Source organism: Trinickia sp. (assembly GCF_051953405.1).
Lineage (GTDB): Bacteria > Pseudomonadota > Gammaproteobacteria > Burkholderiales > Burkholderiaceae > Trinickia.
Window position 1 is genome coordinate 49115 of sequence record NZ_JBQCIV010000062.1, and the last position, 21666, is coordinate 70780.

At 65.6% G+C, this 21666-nt stretch carries 19 protein-coding genes; 14 read left to right on the plus strand and 5 right to left on the minus strand.

The genetic code is table 11. From position 1 onward, the window contains the following. Positions 1-409: 409 nt before the first annotated feature. Positions 410-1813: an exodeoxyribonuclease VII large subunit gene (xseA, locus tag ACTHN9_RS10180; RefSeq protein ID WP_440536635.1), complete on the plus strand. Its 1404-nt coding sequence runs from the start codon at positions 410-412 to the stop codon at positions 1811-1813. 278 nt (positions 1814-2091) lie between these two features. Continuing rightward, a complete protein-coding gene (gene sodB, locus ACTHN9_RS10185) occupies positions 2092-2670 on the plus strand; it encodes a superoxide dismutase [Fe] (RefSeq protein ID WP_440536636.1) in 579 nt (192 codons plus the stop codon). Positions 2671-2794: 124 nt separating this feature from the next. Here the strand turns inward: sodB and clpP are convergent, their stop codons facing one another. Further along, positions 2795-3430, minus strand: a complete 636-nt coding sequence (gene clpP, locus ACTHN9_RS10190; protein WP_440536637.1) for an ATP-dependent Clp endopeptidase proteolytic subunit ClpP — start codon at positions 3428-3430, stop codon at positions 2795-2797. A gap of 235 nt (positions 3431-3665) precedes the next feature. Here clpP and ACTHN9_RS10195 point away from each other — a divergent pair, with 235 nt between their 5' ends. From ACTHN9_RS10195 to ACTHN9_RS10235, 9 genes are all read left to right on the plus strand, one after another. Next, entirely contained in the window at positions 3666-4655 is a 990-nt protein-coding gene (locus ACTHN9_RS10195; RefSeq protein WP_440536638.1) for a sigma-70 family RNA polymerase sigma factor, read from the plus strand. Between the two features lie 318 nt (positions 4656-4973). Beyond that, positions 4974-6092: a fatty acid desaturase family protein gene (locus ACTHN9_RS10200; RefSeq protein ID WP_440536639.1), complete on the plus strand. Its 1119-nt coding sequence runs from the start codon at positions 4974-4976 to the stop codon at positions 6090-6092. A gap of 7 nt (positions 6093-6099) precedes the next feature. Continuing rightward, entirely contained in the window at positions 6100-7086 is a 987-nt protein-coding gene (locus ACTHN9_RS10205; RefSeq protein WP_440536640.1) for a 3-oxoacyl-[acyl-carrier-protein] synthase III C-terminal domain-containing protein, read from the plus strand. Beyond that, positions 7083-8096, plus strand: coding sequence for an NAD-dependent epimerase/dehydratase family protein (locus ACTHN9_RS10210; protein ID WP_440536641.1), 1014 nt, complete (start codon positions 7083-7085; stop codon positions 8094-8096). Before ACTHN9_RS10205 ends, ACTHN9_RS10210 begins: the two co-directional genes overlap by 4 nt. After that, positions 8074-8880 carry an MBL fold metallo-hydrolase gene (locus ACTHN9_RS10215; protein WP_440536642.1) on the plus strand — a complete coding sequence of 269 codons (807 nt, stop codon included), beginning with the start codon at positions 8074-8076 and terminating at the stop codon, positions 8878-8880. The genes ACTHN9_RS10210 and ACTHN9_RS10215 overlap by 23 nt, the downstream gene beginning before the upstream one ends. Then, a complete protein-coding gene (locus ACTHN9_RS10220) occupies positions 8877-10166 on the plus strand; it encodes a F390 synthetase-related protein (RefSeq protein WP_440536643.1) in 1290 nt (429 codons plus the stop codon). Before ACTHN9_RS10215 ends, ACTHN9_RS10220 begins: the two co-directional genes overlap by 4 nt. 20 nt (positions 10167-10186) lie before the next feature. After that, a complete protein-coding gene (locus tag ACTHN9_RS10225) occupies positions 10187-10825 on the plus strand; it encodes a phosphatase PAP2 family protein (protein ID WP_440536644.1) in 639 nt (212 codons plus the stop codon). Positions 10826-10830: 5 nt separating this feature from the next. Then, positions 10831-11946, plus strand: a complete 1116-nt coding sequence (locus tag ACTHN9_RS10230) for a sterol desaturase family protein (RefSeq protein WP_440536645.1) — start codon at positions 10831-10833, stop codon at positions 11944-11946. A 13-nt stretch (positions 11947-11959) separates the two neighbouring features. Continuing rightward, complete coding sequence (locus ACTHN9_RS10235) at positions 11960-12832, plus strand: metal-dependent hydrolase (protein ID WP_440536646.1); 873 nt, start codon at positions 11960-11962, stop codon at positions 12830-12832. A 46-nt stretch (positions 12833-12878) separates the two neighbouring features. Here ACTHN9_RS10235 and ACTHN9_RS10240 read toward each other — a convergent pair whose 3' ends face one another. Both ACTHN9_RS10240 and ACTHN9_RS10245 read right to left on the minus strand, forming a co-directional pair. Next, positions 12879-14153, minus strand: a complete 1275-nt coding sequence (locus tag ACTHN9_RS10240) for a sensor domain-containing phosphodiesterase (protein WP_440536647.1) — start codon at positions 14151-14153, stop codon at positions 12879-12881. Between the two features lie 303 nt (positions 14154-14456). Further along, on the minus strand, positions 14457-15911 hold the full coding sequence (locus ACTHN9_RS10245; RefSeq protein ID WP_440536648.1) for a PLP-dependent aminotransferase family protein: 1455 nt from the start codon (positions 15909-15911) through the stop codon (positions 14457-14459). 132 nt (positions 15912-16043) lie between these two features. On the opposite strand from ACTHN9_RS10245, the gene ACTHN9_RS10250 reads away from it, so the two are divergent. Continuing rightward, positions 16044-16361 carry a DUF2917 domain-containing protein gene (locus ACTHN9_RS10250; protein ID WP_440536649.1) on the plus strand — a complete coding sequence of 106 codons (318 nt, stop codon included), beginning with the start codon at positions 16044-16046 and terminating at the stop codon, positions 16359-16361. A gap of 16 nt (positions 16362-16377) precedes the next feature. On the opposite strand, the gene ACTHN9_RS10255 is transcribed toward ACTHN9_RS10250, so the two are convergent. Continuing rightward, positions 16378-17613 carry a citrate/2-methylcitrate synthase gene (locus ACTHN9_RS10255; protein ID WP_440536650.1) on the minus strand — a complete coding sequence of 412 codons (1236 nt, stop codon included), beginning with the start codon at positions 17611-17613 and terminating at the stop codon, positions 16378-16380. 122 nt (positions 17614-17735) lie between these two features. Between ACTHN9_RS10255 and ACTHN9_RS10260 the strand changes: the two genes are divergently transcribed. After that, positions 17736-19172, plus strand: coding sequence for a CoA transferase (locus ACTHN9_RS10260; protein ID WP_440536651.1), 1437 nt, complete (start codon positions 17736-17738; stop codon positions 19170-19172). Positions 19173-19243: 71 nt separating this feature from the next. Here the strand turns inward: ACTHN9_RS10260 and ACTHN9_RS10265 are convergent, their stop codons facing one another. Next, on the minus strand, positions 19244-19993 hold the full coding sequence (locus ACTHN9_RS10265) for a GntR family transcriptional regulator (RefSeq protein WP_440536652.1): 750 nt from the start codon (positions 19991-19993) through the stop codon (positions 19244-19246). Positions 19994-20176: 183 nt separating this feature from the next. Here ACTHN9_RS10265 and ACTHN9_RS10270 point away from each other — a divergent pair, with 183 nt between their 5' ends. Beyond that, a complete protein-coding gene (locus tag ACTHN9_RS10270) occupies positions 20177-21019 on the plus strand; it encodes an aldo/keto reductase (protein ID WP_440536653.1) in 843 nt (280 codons plus the stop codon). Positions 21020-21666 lie beyond the last annotated feature (647 nt).

Consider the following 21666-nt stretch of genomic DNA (forward strand, 5'->3'; position numbering starts at 1 on the left):
GCGGTCGTCAGGTAGTCGAAAGATCGGCGGATTAACCCGGCACTGTAGCCTGCTCGGCAAGCGCGCGGCAAGCCCGGAGCAAGCAGCGCGCTCGCGCTCGGCCAGGCCGGCTGCTTGCCGCCGCGAGCGAAGCGCCTGTGGATAACTCTGTGAAGAACTTCGACCGTCGCGACCGCGAAGGCCGATAAATCGGACTTCTTATCGGCCCTGCTCAATGCTCTGTTTATAAATTTTGCTTAAAAATCAAACGGTTGTGACGAGCGCTCGCGCGTTTTAGCGGGTGGCTTCGCGATTTGGCGCCACCGTCCGTGGCGCTCCGCTATGTGGGAAACCTTGCACGCGATGGCGTTGCACTGGACGCCGCCCGCGCGGCGGTCTATCGTCTGACCGGCTCAAAACAAGGTATTGCATGCAATCTCGCCCTCCCTTTCCGTCCGGCGGCCCTGCGGGGCCGTCGCCCGCCGTTTCTTTCGAGGCCGACGTGGCGGTGCCCGTGTCGGTGCTTAATCGCGCGATCGGCACGATGCTCGAGCGCTCGTTTCCGCTCGTTTGGGTGGCGGGCGAAGTCTCGAATTTCACGCGCGCGGCGAGCGGCCACTGGTATTTCTCGATCAAAGACGCGGGCGCGCAGATGCGCTGCGTGATGTTTCGCGGGCGCGCCCAGTACGCGGAATTCACCCCGCGCGAAGGGGACAAAATCGAAGTGCGAGCGCTCGTGACGATGTACGAGCCGCGCGGCGAGCTGCAGTTGAACGTCGAAGCGGTGCGGCGCACGGGGACGGGGCGGCTCTACGAACAGTTTTTGAAACTGAAGGCGCAGCTCGAAGCGCAGGGGCTGTTTGCGCCGGAACGCAAGCGAGCGCTGCCGACGCACCCGCGCGCGATCGGCGTGGTGACCTCGCTGCAGGCAGCGGCGCTGCGCGACGTGCTGACCACGCTTTCCCGCCGTGCGCCGCACGTTTCCGTCATCGTTTATCCGGCGCCCGTGCAGGGTGCGGGTGCGGGCGAGAAACTGGCGGCGATGATCGAGACCGCGAATGCGCGCCGGGAAGTCGATGTGCTGATCGTCTGCCGCGGCGGCGGTTCGATCGAAGACCTCTGGTCCTTCAACGAGGAAGGGCTCGCGCGCGCGATTGCCGCGAGCGCGTTGCCGGTGGTGAGCGGCGTGGGGCACGAGACCGATTTCACGATCGCCGATTTCGCGGCCGACGTGCGTGCGCCCACCCCGACGGGCGCCGCCGAACTAGTGAGCCCGCAGCGCACGATGCTGTTGCGCGAGCTGGACCACCGCACGGCGGCGCTCGCGCGCGGGTTCGGGCGGCTCATGGAGCGGCGTGCGCAACAACTCGATTGGCTGGCGCGCCGGCTCGTGAGTCCGGCGGAACGATTGCGGCGGCAACGCTCACACCTTCAGCAACTGCAAGCGCGGCTCGCTCAGGCAGGGGGGCGTCCATTGCGCGACGCCCGAGCGCGGTTCGCCATCGTGCGGTTGTCGTGGCAACGCTGGCGGCCCGATCTGGCGGGGCACCGTTCGACCTTGACCGAGCTTGCGCGCCGGCTCGACGTGGGGATCGAGCGGCAGCGCGAACGCCGCGCGGCCCGCGTGGCGATGCTCGAAGGCCGGCTTCAGGTGCTCAGCCCGCAGCGCACGCTCGAGCGCGGCTACGCGGCGCTGATCGACGCGCAAACGGGGCGCGCGGTGCGTTCGCCGGCTAGCCTGAAACGGGATCGGCAATTGACCGTGCACCTGGCCGAAGGGGCGGCCGACGTGACGCTCAAGGATGTGCAGCCGCGGCTGACGGACGGTTTTTGAGCGGCGGCGAGAATGGCGCCGAGATCGCCGCCGTCGGGACCGCAACCGCGATGCGCCGTGCGCTTGCCGCAACGTTGCGGGGCCGAACGTCGGTCATCTGCGGCGATCCGTGCGATGAAATGCACCTTGTGGGAGCATTTTTTACGCGGATTGCGGCGCGTGGCGGTCAATGCTGCGCATAAAGGCCGCTGGTTTGCGGGGTTATTCCAACTCGCCTACAATCCAGTGCTCTACAGCGTTAGCCGCCTACTTCCCCATAACACAGAAGGATCAGCACCATGGAACATACGCTCCCGCCGCTGCCGTACGCGAAGAACGCCCTCGCCCCGCATATGTCGGAGGAAACGCTCGAGTTTCACTACGGCAAGCACCATCAAGCCTACGTCACGAACTTGAACAACCTCATCAAGGGCACCGAGTTCGAGAGCCTCTCGCTCGAAGAGATCGTCAAGAAGTCGTCGGGCGGCGTCTTCAACAATTCCGCGCAAGTCTGGAACCACACGTTCTTCTGGAACTGCCTGAAGCCGCAAGGCGGCGGTGCGCCGGCCGGCGCGCTGGGCGATGCCATCAACGCGAAGTGGGGCTCTTTCGACGCGTTCAAGGAAGCGTTCTCGAAGGCGGCCGTGGGCAACTTCGGTTCGGGTTGGACGTGGCTGGTGAAGAAGGCCGACGGTTCGCTGGACATCGTTTCGACGAGCAACGCCGCTACGCCGCTGACGACGGACGCCAAGGCGCTGCTGACGATCGACGTGTGGGAACACGCTTATTACATCGACTACCGCAATGCGCGTCCGAAGTTCGTCGAGGCGTATTGGAACCTCGTGAACTGGGACTTCGCCGCGAAGAACTTCGCGTAAGTCTCGGCGAATCGCCGAGGGGCGCTCGCTCGCGCAGCGCCCCTCTACCGAAAAGGCTCTCTATCTCGGAGAGCCTTTTTCATGCCTCGGCGCGACCGAGCGGGCGGTGCGCCCACGCCCCGAGTCAAAGCGACGTCCGCCGCGCGACGTCGGCCAGCGCGACGCGATCGGTCAACACGTCGTCGATAAGGCCATACTCTTTCGCCGCCGCGGCCGACATGAAATTGTCGCGGTCGGTATCCTTCGCGATCTGCTCGATCGATTGGCCGGTGCGCTCTGCGAGCACCTGATTTAAGCGTTCTCGTTGGAACAGCACTTCTTTGGCTTGAATCTCGATGTCGGCGGCCGTACCCTGATTGCCGCCCGACGGCTGGTGAATCATGATGCGTGCATTGGGCAATGCGAAGCGTTTGCCTTTGGCGCCCGCGGCGAGCAAGAACGAACCCATGCTCGCTGCGAATCCTGTGCACAGCGTCGACACTTGCGGCTTGACGAACTGCATCGTGTCGTAGATCGCCATGCCGTCGTACACCGACCCTCCCGGCGAATTGATGTAAAAGAAAATATCCTTGTCGGGATTCTCGGATTCGAGAAACAGCATCTGCGCGACGATGAGGCTCGCCGTTTCGTCCGTCACGGGGCCGACGAGAAACACGATTCGCTCACGCAACAGGCGGGAATAGATGTCGTAGGCACGCTCGCCCCGGCCCGATTGTTCGATGACGGTCGGGATGAGCTGGCTGGATGGGTAGGAAGGCATGACGCTCCTCGTGGAAGAATCGACGATCGCACCGCCTGTCGAGCATACGCTTCGCAAGCGGTTCTCGCTGTCATGACGCGTGGGTGCGTCGGGACGTGACGGCCAGCGGGCGACACGCGCGCGTTCGCCCGCCGAGCAATAAAAACCGGAAACGCGCGTCACATCGACGAGCGCTCGAACGTCAATTAGGTGGAGGCGCATCGCGCGCCGATAGCTCGACTTCAGGAGCCATTCCATGACGCAAGAAGAAAAAGACAAAATATCGGGATTCGAGGCCGCCCGTGCGCGGTTGACGTCCATCGCTTATCGCATGCTCGGCAGCCGGGCGGAGGCCGAGGATATCGTCCAAGACGCATGGCTGAAATGGCATGCGGCCGCTCAAGGCGAGCTTCGGACGCCGCTTGCCTGGCTCACGACCGTCACGACGCGGCTCGCGATCGATCGCATCCGGCGGCTGCAATCGGAGCAGACGGTACGTGGCAGCGAGAATCCAATCCAACCCTGGCTCGACGACCTCGCGCCGTCGGCGGAAGACGAGGTCCTTCGGGCGGCATCGGTTTCCGAAGCCGTGGCGCTGCTCTTCGAGCGCTTGTCGCCCGACGAGCGCGCCGCGTTCGTCTTGCACGAGGCGTTCGAGTGCGACTATGCACAAATCGCCGATGTCGTGGGCAAGACGCCGGCACATTGCCGACAACTCGCGCACCGCGCGAAGCAGCGGTTGGCCGGCGATCATGCGGGCGAGGCAGGCGCGCGGCGCCGCGGCGCGGCGCCTGGGGGCGAATCGCGCTCCGATGGCGTGGAACGGCTGCGCGAGGCGATACGCGGCGCGGATGCGGCCGGCGTCATGAAGCTGTTTGGCGATCGAGCGGCGACGGTAGCGGGTGGGGCGGCAGGTGCGGGTGCCGTCGGCCGGCCTGTGCGTGTGGCGGTGGCGGAGGCGCGATGCGCCGAGGCTGCGACGGACGATGCCACACTGGAAGCCTATGCGCTGCCGCCCGACTGGGGGGCAGCGTTTGTTCTCATGCGCGCCGGCACGGTAGTGGGCATGGTGCGCGGCGTTCGTGGCCATGGACAACCGGGGGCGGCGGTTGACCGGCTAGCGCTCGTCACGCGCGGCGCCGAGCTGGCCGAACTCGAGCGCTGCTTCGGCTTGCGCGCGGTGTCGCGGTTGCTGGCGTCGATCGCCGAGCGGGCATCGGCGGTAATCGCGAGCGCGGATCGATAGCCGCGACATTGCTCCGCCCGTTTCGGAAATATCCCATTCTTTACGGGGCTGCCCATGCGGCCCACCGATACTTCCTATTAATCGGAAAGTTTCAGTTACAATCGCCCTCCAATAAAAATGCAAATTGTCTGAGAGGGCCGAATCTCGATGGGCTTTGTTGATTCTTTTGTACACCGCGACACCCGGGCGGTACGGTGTGTCTGGCTGGCCGTATCGCTATCGTCGTCGTTATAGTTCTCGAAATCGAGAGGACAATCGGCCCGTTGCCCGACGCCTTGTCGTATCGCGCGTCTCTGAGCAATTGCGCCATGCGACTCAATGATGCCTTTAACCCCTAAACCTAGCCTTCGGCGCCCGCGCTTTGCACCCTCCACGCGTTCGGCTTTCGCCGACGAATTGCGCGCGGCGGCTAGCGAATACCTCGCGCTCAACGGCGACCATCGCTACGCCAATACGGCGACGGCAGTGAAAGCCGCTGTCCTCGCGTCCGTGGCCGGCGCACTATTCGCCGCGTCGCTGCATGCACAAGGCGGCATCGCCTTTATCGCCCTTTTCCTCGCGTTCTCGGTGTCGGCCGTTCTGTTGTCGATGAACGTATCGCACGACGCGGCGCACGGCGCGCTTTTTCGATCGCGCGCGCTCAATGCCGCCGCTGCAAGGCTCGTCACCGTTCCGCTGGGTGTCGAACCGGTGTACTGGCGGGTACGCCACGTCCAGTATCACCACCCCAACGCGAATATCGAACATTGCGACCTCGACACGGCGGCCAACGCGTTTTTGCGTCAAACGCCATTTCAGCCGTGGTTTCCGCAATTTCGTTTCCAGCAGTACTACTGGCCGGCGGTCGCCGCCTTGTCGATGCCGTACATCGCATGGATCTACGATTGGTCCGACCGGCTCGGCCTGACTCCGCTGTCGAACGACCGGCCGTTGCCGGGCCTGGCCGGCTGGCTGCGCTTCGTGGGCTCGAAGCTGGGGCACCTGGCGCTTTGTTTGGCGATTCCCCTTTACTTGGCCGGACCGACCGTGGGATACGGCGCGGTCGTCGCCGGCTATCTTGTTGGGCAGATGGCGGCATCGGGCATCTTGCTGACGATGATTCTCGGCACGCATTGGGCCGACACGCGCTTTTACGACGTGACCGACGGCGCGCCGCTGCCTCACACTCGCGAAGCGCACGTGTTCCTGACCTGTTGCGACTGGGCGCCGCGCCCCCGGTTCTTGAACGGCTTGATGGGCGGCTTGAACCACCATCTGACCCACCACCTCTTTCCGACCTACAGCCATCGGCATTACCCAGCGCTCGCAGCGATCGTCGAACGATTGGCGCTGCGCCACGGCCTGCCGTATCGCTGCTTGAGCTACGGCGCGCTGCTGAGCGCCCAGTATCGTTTTCTCAAATCGATGGGCGAACGCCCCGAGACCCTATCCGCGTGACGTCGCCATGAAGCCGCCCTTTCTCCCTGTCTCGATCGTGTCCTCCGGCAAAGCGCTACCGGGGCGCAAGGTCACGTCATCCGAACTCGACGCACGGCTATCGAAGTCTCCGGGTTGGGTTCGAAAACGCTCCGGTATCGATCACCGCTTCCATGCCAACGACGAACACCAGTCGGCGGTCGCGGCGCAGGCGCTGAATGACGCGCTCGCACGAGGCGGCATCGCAGCCGATTCGATCGATTTGTTGATTTGCGCTTCGGGCGTTCAGGAGCAGCAGCTTCCATCGACCGCCGCGCTCGTGCTCGATTGCGCCCGATTGCGTGCCGGGACGCCGGGTTTCGACGTCAACGCGAGCTGTATCAGCTTCCCGGTGGCGTTGCATCTGGCGGCGAGCTTGCTCAATACCTCGGCCTATCGCCGCATTGCGATCGTCGCATCGGATTTGGCTTCGCGCGGGATCGACTGGAGCAATGCCGAAACGTCTTTGATCTTCGGCGACGGTGCGGCGGCGGTCATCGTCGAACGCGGCGACGGATCGACCGGCATCGAGGCCTATCGGCTCCGGACCTATCCCGAAGGCAAGGCATACTGCGAGATCCGCGCCGGTACGTCGCGCACGCCGCGCTTGGGCGCGCAGCCCGCCGATTTCCTGTTTCAGATGGACGGCAAGCGCGTGTTCAGGCTCGCATCGAGCGTGATGGAAGGGTTGCTGTCCGAGCTGCTCGGCGAAGCCGGTCTGTCGCTCGGCGACATCGACGCGGTCGTGCCGCACCAAGCCAGCCACCTCGGCATGCGCCACCTGGCCGAGCGTCTGCGTATCCCCGCCTCGCAGATCGTCGATATCTACGCGACGCACGGCAATCAAGTCGCGGCTTCGATTCCCACGGCATTGCACGAGGCTTTCATAACGGGGCGCGCGCGACGGGGGCAGCGGCTCATGCTGATCGGCACCGCGGCGGGCGTATCCGTGGGCGGGATGATCCTGACGGTATGAAGACGCTCGTCACCGGCAGCACGAGCGGGCTCGGCGCCAATGCTGTCCGCTCGCTCGCCGCGAGCGAACAGGCGGTGCGCGCGACGGGCCGCGATCGCCGTGCGGGCGAAGCGCTGCGAGAAGAGGGGATCGAGTTCGTGCCGCTCGATCTCGCGAGCGCCGCCACGGACGACATCGACCGTCTGCTCGACGGTATCGATATCGTTTGGCATTGCGCCGCGCTGTCTTCGCCGTGGGGCCGTTACGACGATTTTCACCGGGCGAACGTGACGGCAACGGCTCGGCTCGCCGAGCGGGCCGCGCAGCGCGGCGTGAAGCGCTTCGTGCATATCTCCACGCCGTCGCTGTATTTCGATTATCGGCATCGCACGGCGATTCCCGAGACCTTTCGTCCGGCGCGCTACGTGAACCATTACGCGAACACGAAAGCGCAGGCGGAAGCGTCGATCCGCACGATCGCGCAGTGCTATCCCGGGACGACCTTCGCCATGCTGCGGCCGCGCGGGATTTTCGGGCCGCACGATCGGGTCTTGCTGCCGCGCATCTTGCGTGTGCTGCGCGAGCGCGCCGGTCGTTTGCCGCTGCCGCGCGGCGGCGTCGCGCGCTTCGATCTCACTTACGTGGAGAACGTCGTCCACGCGATGCAATTGGCGACGAGCCGCGACGATCTGCCGAGCGGCGAGGCCTTCAACATCACGAACGGCGAGCCTGCCACGCTCCGCGACATCCTAGCGAAGCTATTCGAGCCCCTTGGGATTGCCTACCGCATCGTCGGCCTGCCGTATCGCGTGCTCGATACGGTGGCCGCGGCGATGCAAGCCTATGCCGAGGTCTCCGGCGTGGAGCCTACCCTCACGCGCTACAGCGTCGGCGCGCTGAACTACGACATGACCCTCGACATCGACAAAGCGCGACGCATGCTCGGCTACCGGCCGATCGTGCCGCTCTCGGAAGGCGTCGATACGACCGTTCGCTGGATTCGATCCCATGGCCACCATTACGGTATTTGAAGCGGGGTATTGCACCCATGCGGGCTGCATGGCGCTGCGCGGAGCCGGCATGAAAGTGTGCCGCTTTCCGGCGCGCGCCTATCTGATCGAAACCGCAAGCGGCCGCTTCCTGTGGGATACCGGGTACGCGTCGCACTTCATCGACGCTACACGTAGCGGTCTATTCGCCTGGTATCGGCGCGTGACCCCCGTTTATTTCGACGAACGCGAAGCCGTTGTCCGGCAATTGGGCGAGCACGGCATCCGCGCAAGCGATCTCGACGCGGTGATCTTGTCGCACTTTCATGGCGACCATATCGCCGGGCTGCGGGATTTCCAAGGCACGCCGACCTGGTTATCCGGCGAGGGCTGGGCGGCCACGCGGTCGTTGAAGGGGATCGGAGCGCTGCGCAAGGGCTTCGTGCCGGGGCTCATTCCGCCCGGCTTCGAATCTTGCGCGACGGCAGTCGAAAGTTTTTCACGCGTCGAATTGCCGGCCGAACTCGCGCCGTTCACGCACGCCTATGAAGCCCCCGGCGCCGATGGCGAGTTGTTCATCGTCGACTTGCCCGGGCATGCGGCCGGCCATTTGGGCGCCTTCGTCGCCACGGCGAGCGGATGGGTCTTGCTCGCTTCCGATGCGGCCTGGTCGCCGGCCAGCTATCGGGAGTTGATTGGGCCATCGCGGCTTGCTCACATCATCATGGACGAACCGGCTCGGTATTACGACACGCTGCGTATGCTGAACCGATTGCACCGGGGCGGACACGTGTCGATCCGTTTGACGCACGAAGGAGCCTTATGATGCGCCTCGCTCACGTGCTGGTCGCCTATTGGCAGTCGAAGCGGCTTCGCTTCGACAGTCGCGCCGCGCTCGAACATCATCAGCAACGCAAGCTGCGCGCGTTTATTTCGACGCGGCTCGTCCGCAGCCCGTACTTCGCGCCCTATGTGCGCGAACCGTTCCACACATGGCCCACGATGTCGAAGGCCGTGATGATGGAACACTTCGACCGGATGAATACGGCGCAGCTCAAACTGGCCGACGTGCTGGCGTGCGCACACGAAGCGGAGCGCACGCGCGACTTCTCGCGAACGGTGAACGGCTATAGCGTGGGGCTTTCGTCGGGGACTTCCGGCTCGCGCGGCGTGTTCGCGGTCAGCCGTGCCGAACAAGCGGCCTGGGCCGGCGTGATGCTGGCCCGCCTCCTGCCGCGAGGCCTCTTCGCCGGCGAACGCGTCGCGCTCTTTCTGCGCGCGAACAGCAATCTCTACAGCACGGTGCGCAGCCCGTGGCTCTCGTTCGAATTCTTCGATCTATTCGAGCCGCTCGCCAAGCAGCGCGAGCGCCTCGAGCGGTATGCGCCCACCGTCGTCGTCGGGCCTGCCCAAGTGCTGCGTGCTTTGGCCGAAGCGCAGCGCGAAGGGCGCGTTGCCATTCGCCCGCGCTTGGTGGTGTCGGGCGCCGAAGTGCTGGAACCGTTCGACCGGGACTACCTCGAAGCGTGGCTCGGTCCCGTGGCCGAGGTCTATCAGGCGACGGAAGGTTTTCTCGGGTCGACTTGCCCGCATGGGACGCTGCATCTGAACGAGGCGCATGTGCTTATCGAGCCGCAATGGCTCGATGCGCATCGTTTCGTTCCGCTGATCACCGATTTTTCGCGCACCACGCAGCCGATCGTTCGCTATCGGCTCGACGACGTTCTCGTCAAGCGCGCCACTGCGTGTCCCTGCGGAAGCCATGAGATGGCGCTCGAACGCATCGAGGGCCGTTGCGACGATCTGCTGCGCTTGCCCGGTTTCGACGGGGCTCGGGTCGAACTATTCGCCGACGCGCTTTCGCGCGCGATCGCCCAAGTGCTGCCGCTGACGGCCGACTACCGCTTGGTGCAGACCGGCCATGCCGAACTCTCGCTGCACGCGGCGGCGACGGGCGACGTGCTCGCTGGCTGCCGGGCGCACCTGCAAGCGTTCCTGGCGCGTCAGGGCGTCGATACGTCGCAACTCGTCTGGACGCTCTCGCCGGTGTTGCCGCCGATCGATTTCACCGCCAAGCGGCGGCGCATAGTAAGACGCGAGGGGATTCGATGACGCGCGTAACGATCCCTTCGATGAGCGTACGCACTCGGCTCGTCATGATGGTGGCAGGGTGGGGTACCGTCGGTGTGGGCTACTCGATCGGCCGCATCGCGCCGGGTGCCGCTCACGTGCTACGCGAGGGTACGCTCGATCTGCTCGTGCCGTTCGACCCCTCGGCGATCTGGCTGTATCTGTCGTTCTTTCTCTTCGTGCCCGTCGCTTATCTGTGCGCTCCTCCCGAGCGCGTCAAGCCGCTCGCGAGAGCGATGCAATACTCGGCGGTGCTGGCAGCCATCGTCTTCGTCGCATGGCCCACCACGCTCGTCTATCCGCTTGTCCCGCACGGCGCAACCGGTGCTGGGGCGCTGCGCGCGCTCAGCGATTTCGATTCCAGCCGCAACTGTATGCCGTCGCTGCACGGTGCATTGACGCTGCTGTGCATGGTCGCCATCGCACAACGAAAGCGTCCGTGGCGCACGGCGTTGATGTTCGCGTGGGGAATCGCCGTTATGTGGTCGGTCGTCGCGGCCCGGCGTCATTTGGCCGTCGATCTCGGTGCGGGGCTGCTACTCGGTGCGTTATGCGCCGGGTTAGTCGCTCGCGTTTCCGCCGGTGCTTCCAAGTCCGCCCAGCCCGCCCAATTCAATTCAAGTCCGGAGACTCACCCGTGAATGCAATGGCACTCCCGTTACTGGTGACGGTGGCGTGCGTCGTCGCAGAACTGCTCTTTTTGCGAGCCCGGCGCGGCCATGCCGTGCCTTGGCGCGACGTCGTCTCGAACCTCGGGTCCGGGCACATTCTGATGTGGCTGCTTCGCGGCATCGAAATCGCCGTCTATGCGTGGGTGCTCGCGCATCTCAGCCTCGGCTGGGCGCAGAGCTGGCCGCCGCTCGTGCGATGGAGTATCGCCGTGCTGGCGTGGGATCTGGGCTTTTACTGGATGCACCGCATGCATCACGCATTGCCGGCGCTTTGGAGCGTTCACGTCATCCATCATGAGGGCGAACACTTCAATCTGTCGCTCGGTATTCGCAACGCCTGGCTCTCGTCGTTGACGACGCTCCCATTTACGACGATCCCGCTTGCATTGATCGGCATTCCGCTGCCGGTGTTCGTCGTTGTCTCGACGGTTCATTACACGGTCCAGTTCTACAACCATAACGGTATCGTCGGACGTTCCGGTTGGCTCGAACGGTTTTTCGTCACGCCGGCCCATCATCGCGTGCATCACGGACACAACCCCGAGTACCGCGACCGCAACTTCGGCGGCACGTTTCTCATCTGGGACCGCGTGTTCGGATCGTTTCAACCGGAACTGCCCGGCGTCCCCGTGCGTTTCGGCGTGTCGCAGCCGACGGGGTCGACCAATCCGTTTTGGGCGAACGTTGCCCCGCTGCTGCGTTATGCGCGGCTGCGCGTGCCGCGCCTCGTTCGCGATACGACGCCCAAGGCCCTACCGGACGTCGCCATCGGCATCGGGGGTGTGCTGCTGTTCTGCCTAGCCGCCTACTACGTCCACCGGGACGGCACCTGGCCGCCAGGTGGGCAAGCCGTATTTTTCTTGCAGATCTTCTTGTCGACGTTCGCGCTCGGCGGGATGTCGGACGAGCGCGCGTGGGGATTGCCTTGCTGGATCGGGTTAGGGGGCGCGGGCCTCGTCGTGCTGCCGCTCGCATTCGGGCTGCGCGATCCGCTCGGCGTGCTCGCACTCGCGCTGGTGACGCTGCACGGACTGGCGAGCGCATGCGTCGCGCGCGCCGGATCGGGTTCGCCCACCGGCGATCGCGCCTAGCGAGGACGGGACGATGACTTTGCCGCGGGCAACGACACCGCCGCTGCGCCGCCGCGACATCGCATTCGATTTCGGCGCGCGTATTCCCGTGCACTGGCTCGATGGGCATTGCCATCGGACGCGCTTTTACGATGCGATGTCGATCATGTTTCCCGAGGGCGAGCGCGCGTTCATCGAAAGCGTGCAGCACTATCGCGATCGCATCGGCGTCGACGCGAGTCTTCAGCGCACCGTGGCGGAGTTCGTTGCGCAGGAAGCGTTGCATAGCCGAGAACACGTGCGCTACAACCGGCATTTGCAAGCGCACGGCGCACCGGTCGAACGCCTCGAGCGCTGGGTGGCCGGGCAACAAGCGTTTGCGCGGCGCTATCTGGCGCCGGCAGCGCGTCTTGCCATCACGGTGTGCCTCGAGCATTTCACGGCGATGTTCGCCGAGCAGATGTTGCGCGATCCGCGCACGCTGGAGGGTGCCCATCCGTCGATGGCCGATATCTGGCTGTGGCACGCGTTGGAGGAGACGGAGCATAAGGCCGTCGCATTCGACGTCTTGGACGCCGCGATCGCCGGGGCGTTTCGCCGCTATGCGCTGCGAACGTCGGCCATGCTGTTCGTGACGCCGATTTTCTTCACGCTGCTCTGGCGGATGACGTTTCAATTGATTCGCCATGATGGACGCGCCGCCGACCTCCGCGGTTGGGCGACGCTCTTGCGCGAACGGCTCGTCGGCAGCGGGTCGCTCGTGCGGATGTTCCCGCAGTGGTGCGCCTGGTTTCGCCCCGGTTTCCATCCGCTGCGGCACGACAGCCGCGCGCTGATCGAGCGTTACAGCGCGCGCTACGACGCGCGCGGTAAAAGGGCGCGGCGCAAGGCCAACGCCGATTCTTGACCGGAAAATCCCCGCTTCCTCTTGCGCAAAGCGATGGGCTTGTCGCTCACCGGCGGTGCGACGCCGCTTCCCAGTCGATATCGGCGCACAACACCTGCAGCCCTTGCGGCGTCTGCGCGGCAATCGACGCCGTCACGCACAAGTGCGCTTCGTTGAGCGAGAGATACGGCGCGGTGACATGGACGGGCCCGGGCGCGCGCACGGCTTCCGTAAAGTACGGCCGATGCGCCCAGCTTGCGCCTTCCGAGTGGAGCAGCGGCCGGAAGCGCTTGGCGCGACGCGAAACGCGCCCGCTCGGCACCACGTTGTCGCCGATTTGCCGGCCCTGGGCATCGAGGACGAAGCAACGTGCGGTGTCGTGCAGCGCGAGCACCGCGTCGCAAGCTTGTTCGACCGGTACGCCGGCGACGAATTGCGCGCACGCCTGCTCGAGCGACGTCACATAAGGCGCCAGGCGCTCGACTTGGGCGCGCTCGCGCCCCGCGATGCGTTTGCGCAGTGCATCGGATAAGGCGTCGATGTGCCCGGCCGCGGCCCGTTGCTCGAGGGGCTGCGCGCTCGGTTCGGCGAAATAGCTGCCTTGCACGAAGTCGACGTTGCATTCGAGCGCGATCAGCGCATCGCGCTCGGTGGCCAAGCCCCCCATGAGCACGAGCTGCCCCGATTCGTGGAGCAGCGACACGAGCTGCGGCAAGACGCGTTCGAAGTGCGAGTGCTCACTCGCTTGGGCGAGGATGCCGCGATCGAGCGACACGATATCCGGATGCAAATGCCACACGCGGTCGATGTTCGAATGCTTCGCTCCGAAGCCGCCCAGCGCGATCAGAAACCCCGATTTGCGCAGCCCATCGACGATTTCGGCGAAACGGCTCGTCTCGCCGCCTGCTTGCTCGGGCACTTCGAGCACGACGCGCTGCGGCGGCAGACCCAACGATTTGAGGTTCGCGAGCAGTGCATCGCCGTAGCTCGTATCCATCAGCGCGGCGGGATGCAGGCTCAAGAAGAGCCACTCGTCGTGACCGTCGATCGCACTGAAATTGCCGAGGTGAAGCGATTCGGCGAGCCGTCCGAGTTCGAGCAGATCGCCGCGCCGCGCGGCCTGCGCGAAGACGTCGCGCGAAGGCACCTGCCGGCCTTGTTCGTCGTGCGCGCGCAGCGAGGCGTGATAGCCGATCGCGCGCCGATGCGAGATGGAGAACACCGGCTGGAACACGCTGAACACGGTATAGCCGCCGTAGACGACGGTGCTGCGGCTACCGGCGTCGTCCGCAACGGGGCGAGGCGGCTGAAAACCGGGGGGATCGAGGTCGATCATGCTCATGAGAATCGGACGGGGGTGAATACGGACGTTGCGGTGCGCCTTCGACGCAATGACGCCAGTTGCAAACTGTACAGCATACGACAGCAAGATTTATGCGCAATGACAAAGCGCTTGGCAGAGGGCGGGTGCCCCGGGCGTCATGCGCCCGCGCGAGCGCACCGCCGCACAACGTTGGGTCGCGCCCGCCCCATCTCGGCGCTCGCGCGGCCCGCAGTCGCTTTTCCGGGGAGCGCCCGGCCGGTGTCGGTCGCCGTCGATCAGTCTCGATCGGTCACAGCCGCCCTTAAGCGCCGTTGAGCGCCCTCAATCGATCAGCGCGCGCTCGGCGGCGTGGCCGCCTGGCTCTGAGCCCGCGGGCTCCAACTGCCGAGCCTTCGCGAAAAACGCGTGGGCCCGCGGATCCAGCGCATAAGCCGCGTTGATGCGAATCCACGGGCTCGGCTCGCTATGTGGGCGGAAGTAGCTGCCGGTGGCGATCGTGACATCGCACGCACCGGCGCACTCGACCAGTTGCTGGGAATCGTCGATGTGCGGGACGCGGGCCCACACGAACTTGCCGCCGGCCGGCGGCGCAAACAGTTCCCAGCCGTTCTCCTCGAGCGTGCGCGTCGTCGCGCCGAGCGCATCGGTCATGCGGCGGCGCAGCCGCTCCAGGAACTTGCGGTAGGCCCCGCGTTCGAGCATGGTCAGCGCGACCGCTTCGGCGAATTGCGATCCGCTGATGCTCGTGAGCATCTTGATGTCGCCGAGGTCTTTGATTGCCTTGCGATTGGCGGCGATGAAACCGATGCGCAGCGACGACGATAAAGTCTTCGACAGGCCGCCGATGTACACGACGCGTTCGAGTTGATCGAGCGCGGCGAGGCGGTCCGTCGTCTCCGCTTGGAAGTCGGCGTAGATGTCGTCTTCGACGATTGTGAAATCGTACTCGTGCGCGAGCTGTAGCAGGCGAAACGCGACCGACGGCGCCACGACCGTTCCCGTCGGATTGTGAAACACGGAGTTGACGAAGACGGCGCGCGGGCGATGCCGCTTCAGTTCGGATTGCAGTACCTCGATGTCGGGCCCGGTGGCCGTGCGCGGAATACCGACGACATTGATCCCGTGCAGCTTAAGGAGTCCGAATAGGTTGTAGTAGCCCGGATCTTCGACGAACATCGTATCGCCGGCGCGCAACATGTAGCGAACGATGAGATCGATCGCCTGACTCGCGCCGAACGTCACCAGGATCTGCGAGGCCTCGGCGCGGATGCCGAGCGGCGCGATGCGCGATTGCAAGTGTTCGCGCAGCGCGGGGTTGCCCAGGGGCGTCGCGTAATCGATCAGCGAACCGGGATCGGTCCGCGCCACGTGACGCACGGCTTGCGCGACGCCTTCCATATCGCGCCACGCTTCGGGAATGAAGCCGCTCCCGAGCTTCAGCGTCTCGCCCGGGTGATTGAACTGCGCCAAGATGTAGTTCGATTCTTCTTCGGCACGGCGCGGATCCGAGGCGCCGCAGCGGTCCAGAGCGGCGTGAGCGCGTCCGCTCACGTAAAAACCCGAGCCATGGCGCGATTCGATGAGCCCGAGCGACACGAGCCGGTCGTAGGCCTCGATCACGGGGAATCGGCTGATGTCGCAATCGTGCGCGAGCTGCCGGATCGACGGCAGTTTCGCGCCGGCATGCGCCTCGCGCGAGCGAATCCACTGCTCCATCGCCGTGACGAGCTGTTCCGTCATCGGCACGCCGCTCGTGCGATCGATCTCGATCTTCATCGTTTTGCTCGCTCTAGACTGTTCGGTATTTCAACTGAACAGTTCGGCTAAAACTGTTCGGTACTGTGCATGTGATTGTAGCGGCGGTGCCGCAATAATGCGTAGACGAAATAATTTTGAAGGAGTAGGGCGATGCGCGAAATCCGGACGTTCGAAATGGGATACGACGAACCGGCCACGGCGTGGCGCGTGGACCGCCCGCTCGTCGTCGAAGTGGAGCGGGGCACGCTTTGGCTGACTGTCGAGGGCGACGCTGAGGACTATTGGCTCGACCGCGGGCAGTCGTTTTTGTTGCCCGCCGGGACGCGGGCGTGGATCGGCTCGGGAGACGGAGACGTGCGCGTGACGGTGCGCGGGGCGCTTGCTCGGGCGGCGGGCGGACGTACGGCTGCGCTCGGGCGCCCCAAGCTGCCCGTACCGGTTGCGCGGTGGTGGCAGGCGGCAGCTTGATCGATACGCGCGATGCTCAAGGCGCGGATTCGTCGGGACCGATGTAGCGCGCGCGGGGGCGGATGAGGCGGCCGTCTTCGATCTGCTCCATCGCATGCGCGATCCAACCGGCCGCGCGGCCGAGGGCGAACAGCGAGAATGCGGCGCCGGCCGGCAGCTTGAGGACGCGTTCGAGCGCCGATAGCGCGAAATCGACGGTCGGCGCGAGCCCGGTCGCGTCGTTTGCGGCGCGCACGATCGAGTCGATCTGAGCGAGCGCTTGCCGCTCCGCGCGTGTCGTCGCGTGCCCGGCCAGCATGTCCAGGAGGACGGCTGCGCGCGGGTCGCCGTTCGGGTACAGCATATGGCCGAAGCCGGGCAAGATCGTGCGTTGCTGCACGTCCGCACGGGCCAGCCTCGCAGCCACGTAGCGATCGACGTCGCCGGCTTCCTGCGCTTCGTGAAAGAGGGCGGTCACGAGCATCGTCTCGCCGCAATGACGCGGCCCCGCGAGCGCAGCGAGCCCACCGGTGACGGCGCCGACGAGATGCATGCCCGTGGACGCGATGCATCGGACCGTAAACGTCGAGGCATTCAATTCGTGATCGGCGCAAACCACGAGCGCCGCGCGCAATAAATCCACATGCCGGCGCTGGCTGACGCCCCATGCCGCGGCGAGTTGCCGATGCAGCGGCTCGCGCGACAAAGGCGCTGCCGCTAGTGCCGCCGCGAGTACGCGCAGCACGGTCACGGCCGTATCGAGTTGCGCCGGCTTGCCCGATGCGTAGAGCCGCGGCATCTGCGCCGCCGCGACGGGCAGCATCACGAGCGCGCGTTCGTGCGGCGCGCTCGCTCGCATCTGTTTGATCCATGTGTGCCACGCCGACGATGCGATCGGCGCATCGGGCGCATCGTCGAAACAGGCCCGAGCGCATTCCCATAACAGCGCCGCCGCCTCTTCGAGCGTGGCCGTGCGGGCCAGTTCGATCGCGTCGCGCCCTCGGTACAGCAGGCGGCCTTGCGCAATCAGCGTAATGCGCGATTCGAGCACCGGCACGCCCCAATCGAGCACCTTCTGCGCGACCTTACCCGCGCGCTTGCCGTCGGCTTTGCGGCGAGCGAGCCGCCGCACTTCGTCGGCCGCGTACAAGCGCCGTTTGCCCGCGCTCTCGGGCGCCGATCTGAGCATGCCGCGGCTGACGTACGCGTACAGCGTCGGCACGCTGACGCCGAGGGCGGCGGCGGCCTCGGCCGCGGTCAAGTAGGTGGACATTGGGGCGTGGTTGTCGAGAAGAAACCAAACAAATCGATATATGTTGATTATTTGAATCAAGATTGATCGACATTGCACCCGATTCTAGACTCGTCGACATCTTCACTGCATCTTTTCAGACCATGACGGCATTTAGCGCACTCGAACAGGTTTGGTCTTTGGCCGGTTGCGACGCGACCGCGTTGGGCGATATTCGCCTCGTCGGCGAGGATCCCGGACTGCCTTCCGTCTATCGCGTCGGGGCGCTCGCCACAGCGACGATCGCTGCGCAAGCACTGGCCGCTGCCGAATGTCATCGATGGCGCACGGGGCGTCGGCAGCGCGTCGAAGTCCAGCAACGTCGCGCACTCGCGGTGTTTCGCAGCGAACGTTATCTGCGTATCGACGAAGGCGCCGCGCCCGAGCTGCGCGATCCGCTGATGGGGTTCTACGAGACTCGGGACGGACGATGGATTCAACTGCACACGAACTTTCCGCACCACCGGCGGGGCATTGTCGATGTGCTCGGTTGTGCCGACGACCATGCCGCCGTCAGCGCCGCGATTCGCGGGTGGGACGGCGCCGTGCTCGATCAGGCGCTCGCCGATGCGGGGCTGTGCGCCGCCTTGATTCGGAGTCCCGAGCAATGGGCGGCGCTGCCTCAAGCTGCGGCGCTCGCGGCGTTGCCGCTCTTCGAAATCGAACGGATCGGCGCGGGCGGCTTGGGCCGCGAGGGCGATGCGCCGCCGATGCCGATCGGACGAACGGCGCATGGCTCCGGCGCCATGGCCACGCGGCCGCTCGAGGGGGTACGCGTACTCGACTTGAGCCGCATCATCGCGGGCCCGGTGGCGGGAAGAACGCTCGCGCAGCATGGCGCCGACGTGTTGCTCGTGAATGGCCCGCATTTGCCGAACATTGCACCGCTTGTGATCGACAACGGTCGCGGCAAGCGCTCGGCGCTGCTCGATCTTCGTCGCGAGGACGAACGCGCCACGCTGCATGCACTCGCGGGCGAGGCCGACGTCTTCTTGCAAGCGTATCGTCCCGGCGCATTGGACGCGCGCGGCTTCTCGCCCGAGGCGCTGGCCAGCGCGCGGCCGGGTATCGTCTATGTTTCGATCTGCGCGTATGGGCATATCGGACCGTGGGCGCAGCGGCGCGGCTTCGACAGTCTCGTGCAGTCGGCCAGCGGTATTGCTTGGACCGAACGACACGCGGCGGGCACGACGGCGCCCAAGCATCTGCCGTGTCAGGCGCTCGATCATGCGACGGGGTATCTCGCCGCGTTCGGTGCGATGGTGGCCCTAAGGCGTCGAGCTGTCGAAGGCGGCAGTTGGCATGTGCGCGTCTCGCTCGCGCAGACGGGACGCTGGCTGCAATCGTTGGGGACGATTGCCGATGGATGGCGCGCGCCGGACGTGCGCCTCGACGACGTACGCGATTTGGTGCAGACGACGGATACGCCATTCGGCAAAGTGTCGGCGGCGGCGCCGGCCGAAACGATGTCGGAGACGCCGCCTCGGTTCGAGCGGCCGCCGGTGCCGCTCGGCACCGATTCGGCTGGCTGGATCGTGTGACGCGACGGTGCAAGCGTCGGCGGCGTTCGTTCGATTCCCTTGCGCTATTTCGTCGACTTGCGCGACGTGATCTACTTTCGCAGTTCCGCGACGAAATCGTAGTAATCGTTGCGGCAATACGTATCGGTCAGTTCGATCGCACGCTGATCGGCGGTGTAGCCGATACGCGTGATGAGCAGCAGGGCATCGTGCGTGGCGATGCCCATTTGCTGCGCGATTTCCTCGCTGGCGTTGACCGCACGGAAATGTTGGAGTGCGCGGACAATGGCGAGCCCACGCTGTTCGAGATAGCTGTAGAGAGAATCGCCGATCGCTTGCGGATCGGGAATCACCGATGCGGGCAGGGTGGAATTCTCGACGGCCATGACGATGCCGTTGGCAAGCCGCAAGCGCTTCAGGCGCGTGACGGCCGCGGCCGGTGAGAGTCCGAGCTGAATCACTTCATCGCGGCTTGCCGGTTGGATCTCGCGGGAAATCCATTTCGAGCTGGGCGTGAAGCCGCGCCGGCGCAGCATTTCGCTGAAGCTCGATAGGCGCGAGAGCGGATCGTCGTAGCGGGGCGTGATGAAGCTCCCCGCGCCCTGGGTGCGGCGGATCAGCCCTTGTTCGACGAGCAGCGCAATGGCCTTGCGCGCGGTGATGCGCGATACGCCGAGCGCATCGGATAGCACGCGCTCGGAAGGCAGGGCTTCGCCGGCGTTCCAGCGGTTTTCGTGAATTGCCTGGCCGAGCTTGCGCGCGAGCTGCAGGTAAAGCGGCGTGTCGTTCTCTGGATCTGGGCGCAAATCGCGCCAGCGGTCTTCCGCGGAAGCGTGGTTCATGGAGTGTGCACAGCGAGGGGCAAGCCGCAAGTTTAAGGCATTGCGACGCCGATCAGGGCCGCATATCGATGGATCGGGCATACGCGTGGGCGGTTCGATACTCGACATTCGCGCGGGCAAGTGCAAGGCGCGCCGACGGTGACTACACTCTTCGCATGATCCCTCGTCGAGAAGGAGGCACCTATGATGCGCGACGACGCCTTCGTCACGCTGCCCGACGGCGAGCGTATCGCTCGATTGGGGCAAGGCACTTGGGAAATGGGCGAGCGAGACGAGCGGCGCGCCGCCGAGATCGCTGCGCTGCGTGCCGGCATCGAATGCGGGATGACGCTGATCGGTACGGCGGAAATGTACGGCGAAGGGGCGACCGAATCGCTGCTCGGCGTGGCGCTCGCGGGGCTGCGCGAGCAGGTGTTCCTCGTGAGCAAGGTTTATCCGCACAACGCGAGCCGGCGCGGCGTCGTCGCCTCGTGCGAGGCCAGTTTGAAGCGTTTGAAGACGGATCGGCTCGATCTGTACCTGCTGCATTGGCGCGGCGGCATTGCGCTCGAGGAAACGGTCGAAGCGTTCGAGGTATTGCGGCGCGATGGCAAGATTCGTCACTGGGGCGTGAGCAACTTCGACGTGGACGATATGGACGAACTGGTTGCGGCCGGGGGGCAAGCCTGTGCGACGAATCAGATGCTTTACAACGTGGCCCGGCGCGGGCCCGAGTTCGACTTACTGCCTTGGATGAGGGCGCGCGCGATGCCGGCGATGGCCTATAGCCCGATCGATCACATGCGGCTGCCCAAGCGATCGGTACTCGACGACATCGCACGCGAGCGGGGGCTTTCGCCGGTCCAGGTCGCGCTGGCTTGGGTGTTGAGCCGGCCGGGTATCTGCGCGATTCCCAAGGCGGGGAGCGTCGACCATGTGCGCGCGAACCGGGAAGCGCTCGACGTCGTGCTGAGCGAACGCGAACTCGCGGCGATCGACGGCGAATTCAAACCGCCGCGGAAGAAGGTGCCGCTCGAAATGTTGTAAGCGCACAGCGTGCGAGAGCGTCCGCGCGTCGGTGCGTTGGCGGACATTGCGGGCGGACGTATTCGACGGACTCGGCGGTCGCGGGTGATGCATCTTTGAGACGGGGCCGAGGCTCGGCTGCGAACCGTACGTCTTGCGGGGCGGAGCGTCGTATGCGCGAGTAGGTGGCCACGCTCCGTTCGGTAGAGGTCGCGCTCGCGTCGGTGCTGTAGACGACCGACGCGGCGCGTGCGGCGGCTAGTGGCCGTTGCCTCCCGACCCCCCGTGGCCGTTGCCGCCGGAGCCACCGCTGCCGCTTCCGCCGGACCCGTGGCCGTTGCCGGAGCCGGAGCCGGAGCCGCCGCTGCCGCGTCCACCGGACCCATGGCCGTTGCCGGAGCCGCCGCTGCCGCTGCCGCCGCTGCCGCTGCCGCTTCCACCGGACCCATGACCGCCGCCCGAGCCGCCGCTCCCGCAGCCACACCCGCCTCCGGTTCCACCATGGCCACCACTGCCTGAGCCACCCGAGCCACCGCCGGAGCCGCCTGAGCCACCGCCGGCACCGCCCGAGCCGCCCGAGCCGCCCGAGCCGCCCGAGCCACCCGAGCCACCCGAGCCACCCGAGCCACCCGAGCCACCCGAGCCACCCGAGCCACCCGAGCCACCCG

Excerpts from the sequence above, each read along its gene's own strand:
- xseA (WP_440536635.1), top strand. The coding sequence starts at position 410 with ATGCAATCTCGCCCTCCCTTTCCGTCCGGCGGCCCTGCGGGGCCGTCG.
- sodB (WP_440536636.1), top strand. The coding sequence starts at position 2,092 with ATGGAACATACGCTCCCGCCGCTGCCGTACGCGAAGAACGCCCTCGCC.
- clpP (WP_440536637.1), bottom strand. The coding sequence starts at position 3,430 with ATGCCTTCCTACCCATCCAGCCAGCTCATCCCGACCGTCATCGAACAA.
- ACTHN9_RS10195 (WP_440536638.1), top strand. The coding sequence starts at position 3,666 with ATGACGCAAGAAGAAAAAGACAAAATATCGGGATTCGAGGCCGCCCGT.
- ACTHN9_RS10200 (WP_440536639.1), top strand. The coding sequence starts at position 4,974 with ATGATGCCTTTAACCCCTAAACCTAGCCTTCGGCGCCCGCGCTTTGCA.
- ACTHN9_RS10205 (WP_440536640.1), top strand. The coding sequence starts at position 6,100 with ATGAAGCCGCCCTTTCTCCCTGTCTCGATCGTGTCCTCCGGCAAAGCG.
- ACTHN9_RS10210 (WP_440536641.1), top strand. The coding sequence starts at position 7,083 with ATGAAGACGCTCGTCACCGGCAGCACGAGCGGGCTCGGCGCCAATGCT.
- ACTHN9_RS10215 (WP_440536642.1), top strand. The coding sequence starts at position 8,074 with ATGGCCACCATTACGGTATTTGAAGCGGGGTATTGCACCCATGCGGGC.
- ACTHN9_RS10220 (WP_440536643.1), top strand. The coding sequence starts at position 8,877 with ATGATGCGCCTCGCTCACGTGCTGGTCGCCTATTGGCAGTCGAAGCGG.
- ACTHN9_RS10225 (WP_440536644.1), top strand. The coding sequence starts at position 10,187 with ATGAGCGTACGCACTCGGCTCGTCATGATGGTGGCAGGGTGGGGTACC.
- ACTHN9_RS10230 (WP_440536645.1), top strand. The coding sequence starts at position 10,831 with ATGGCACTCCCGTTACTGGTGACGGTGGCGTGCGTCGTCGCAGAACTG.
- ACTHN9_RS10235 (WP_440536646.1), top strand. The coding sequence starts at position 11,960 with ATGACTTTGCCGCGGGCAACGACACCGCCGCTGCGCCGCCGCGACATC.
- ACTHN9_RS10240 (WP_440536647.1), bottom strand. The coding sequence starts at position 14,153 with ATGAGCATGATCGACCTCGATCCCCCCGGTTTTCAGCCGCCTCGCCCC.
- ACTHN9_RS10245 (WP_440536648.1), bottom strand. The coding sequence starts at position 15,911 with ATGAAGATCGAGATCGATCGCACGAGCGGCGTGCCGATGACGGAACAG.
- ACTHN9_RS10250 (WP_440536649.1), top strand. The coding sequence starts at position 16,044 with ATGCGCGAAATCCGGACGTTCGAAATGGGATACGACGAACCGGCCACG.
- ACTHN9_RS10255 (WP_440536650.1), bottom strand. The coding sequence starts at position 17,613 with ATGTCCACCTACTTGACCGCGGCCGAGGCCGCCGCCGCCCTCGGCGTC.
- ACTHN9_RS10260 (WP_440536651.1), top strand. The coding sequence starts at position 17,736 with ATGACGGCATTTAGCGCACTCGAACAGGTTTGGTCTTTGGCCGGTTGC.
- ACTHN9_RS10265 (WP_440536652.1), bottom strand. The coding sequence starts at position 19,993 with ATGAACCACGCTTCCGCGGAAGACCGCTGGCGCGATTTGCGCCCAGAT.
- ACTHN9_RS10270 (WP_440536653.1), top strand. The coding sequence starts at position 20,177 with ATGATGCGCGACGACGCCTTCGTCACGCTGCCCGACGGCGAGCGTATC.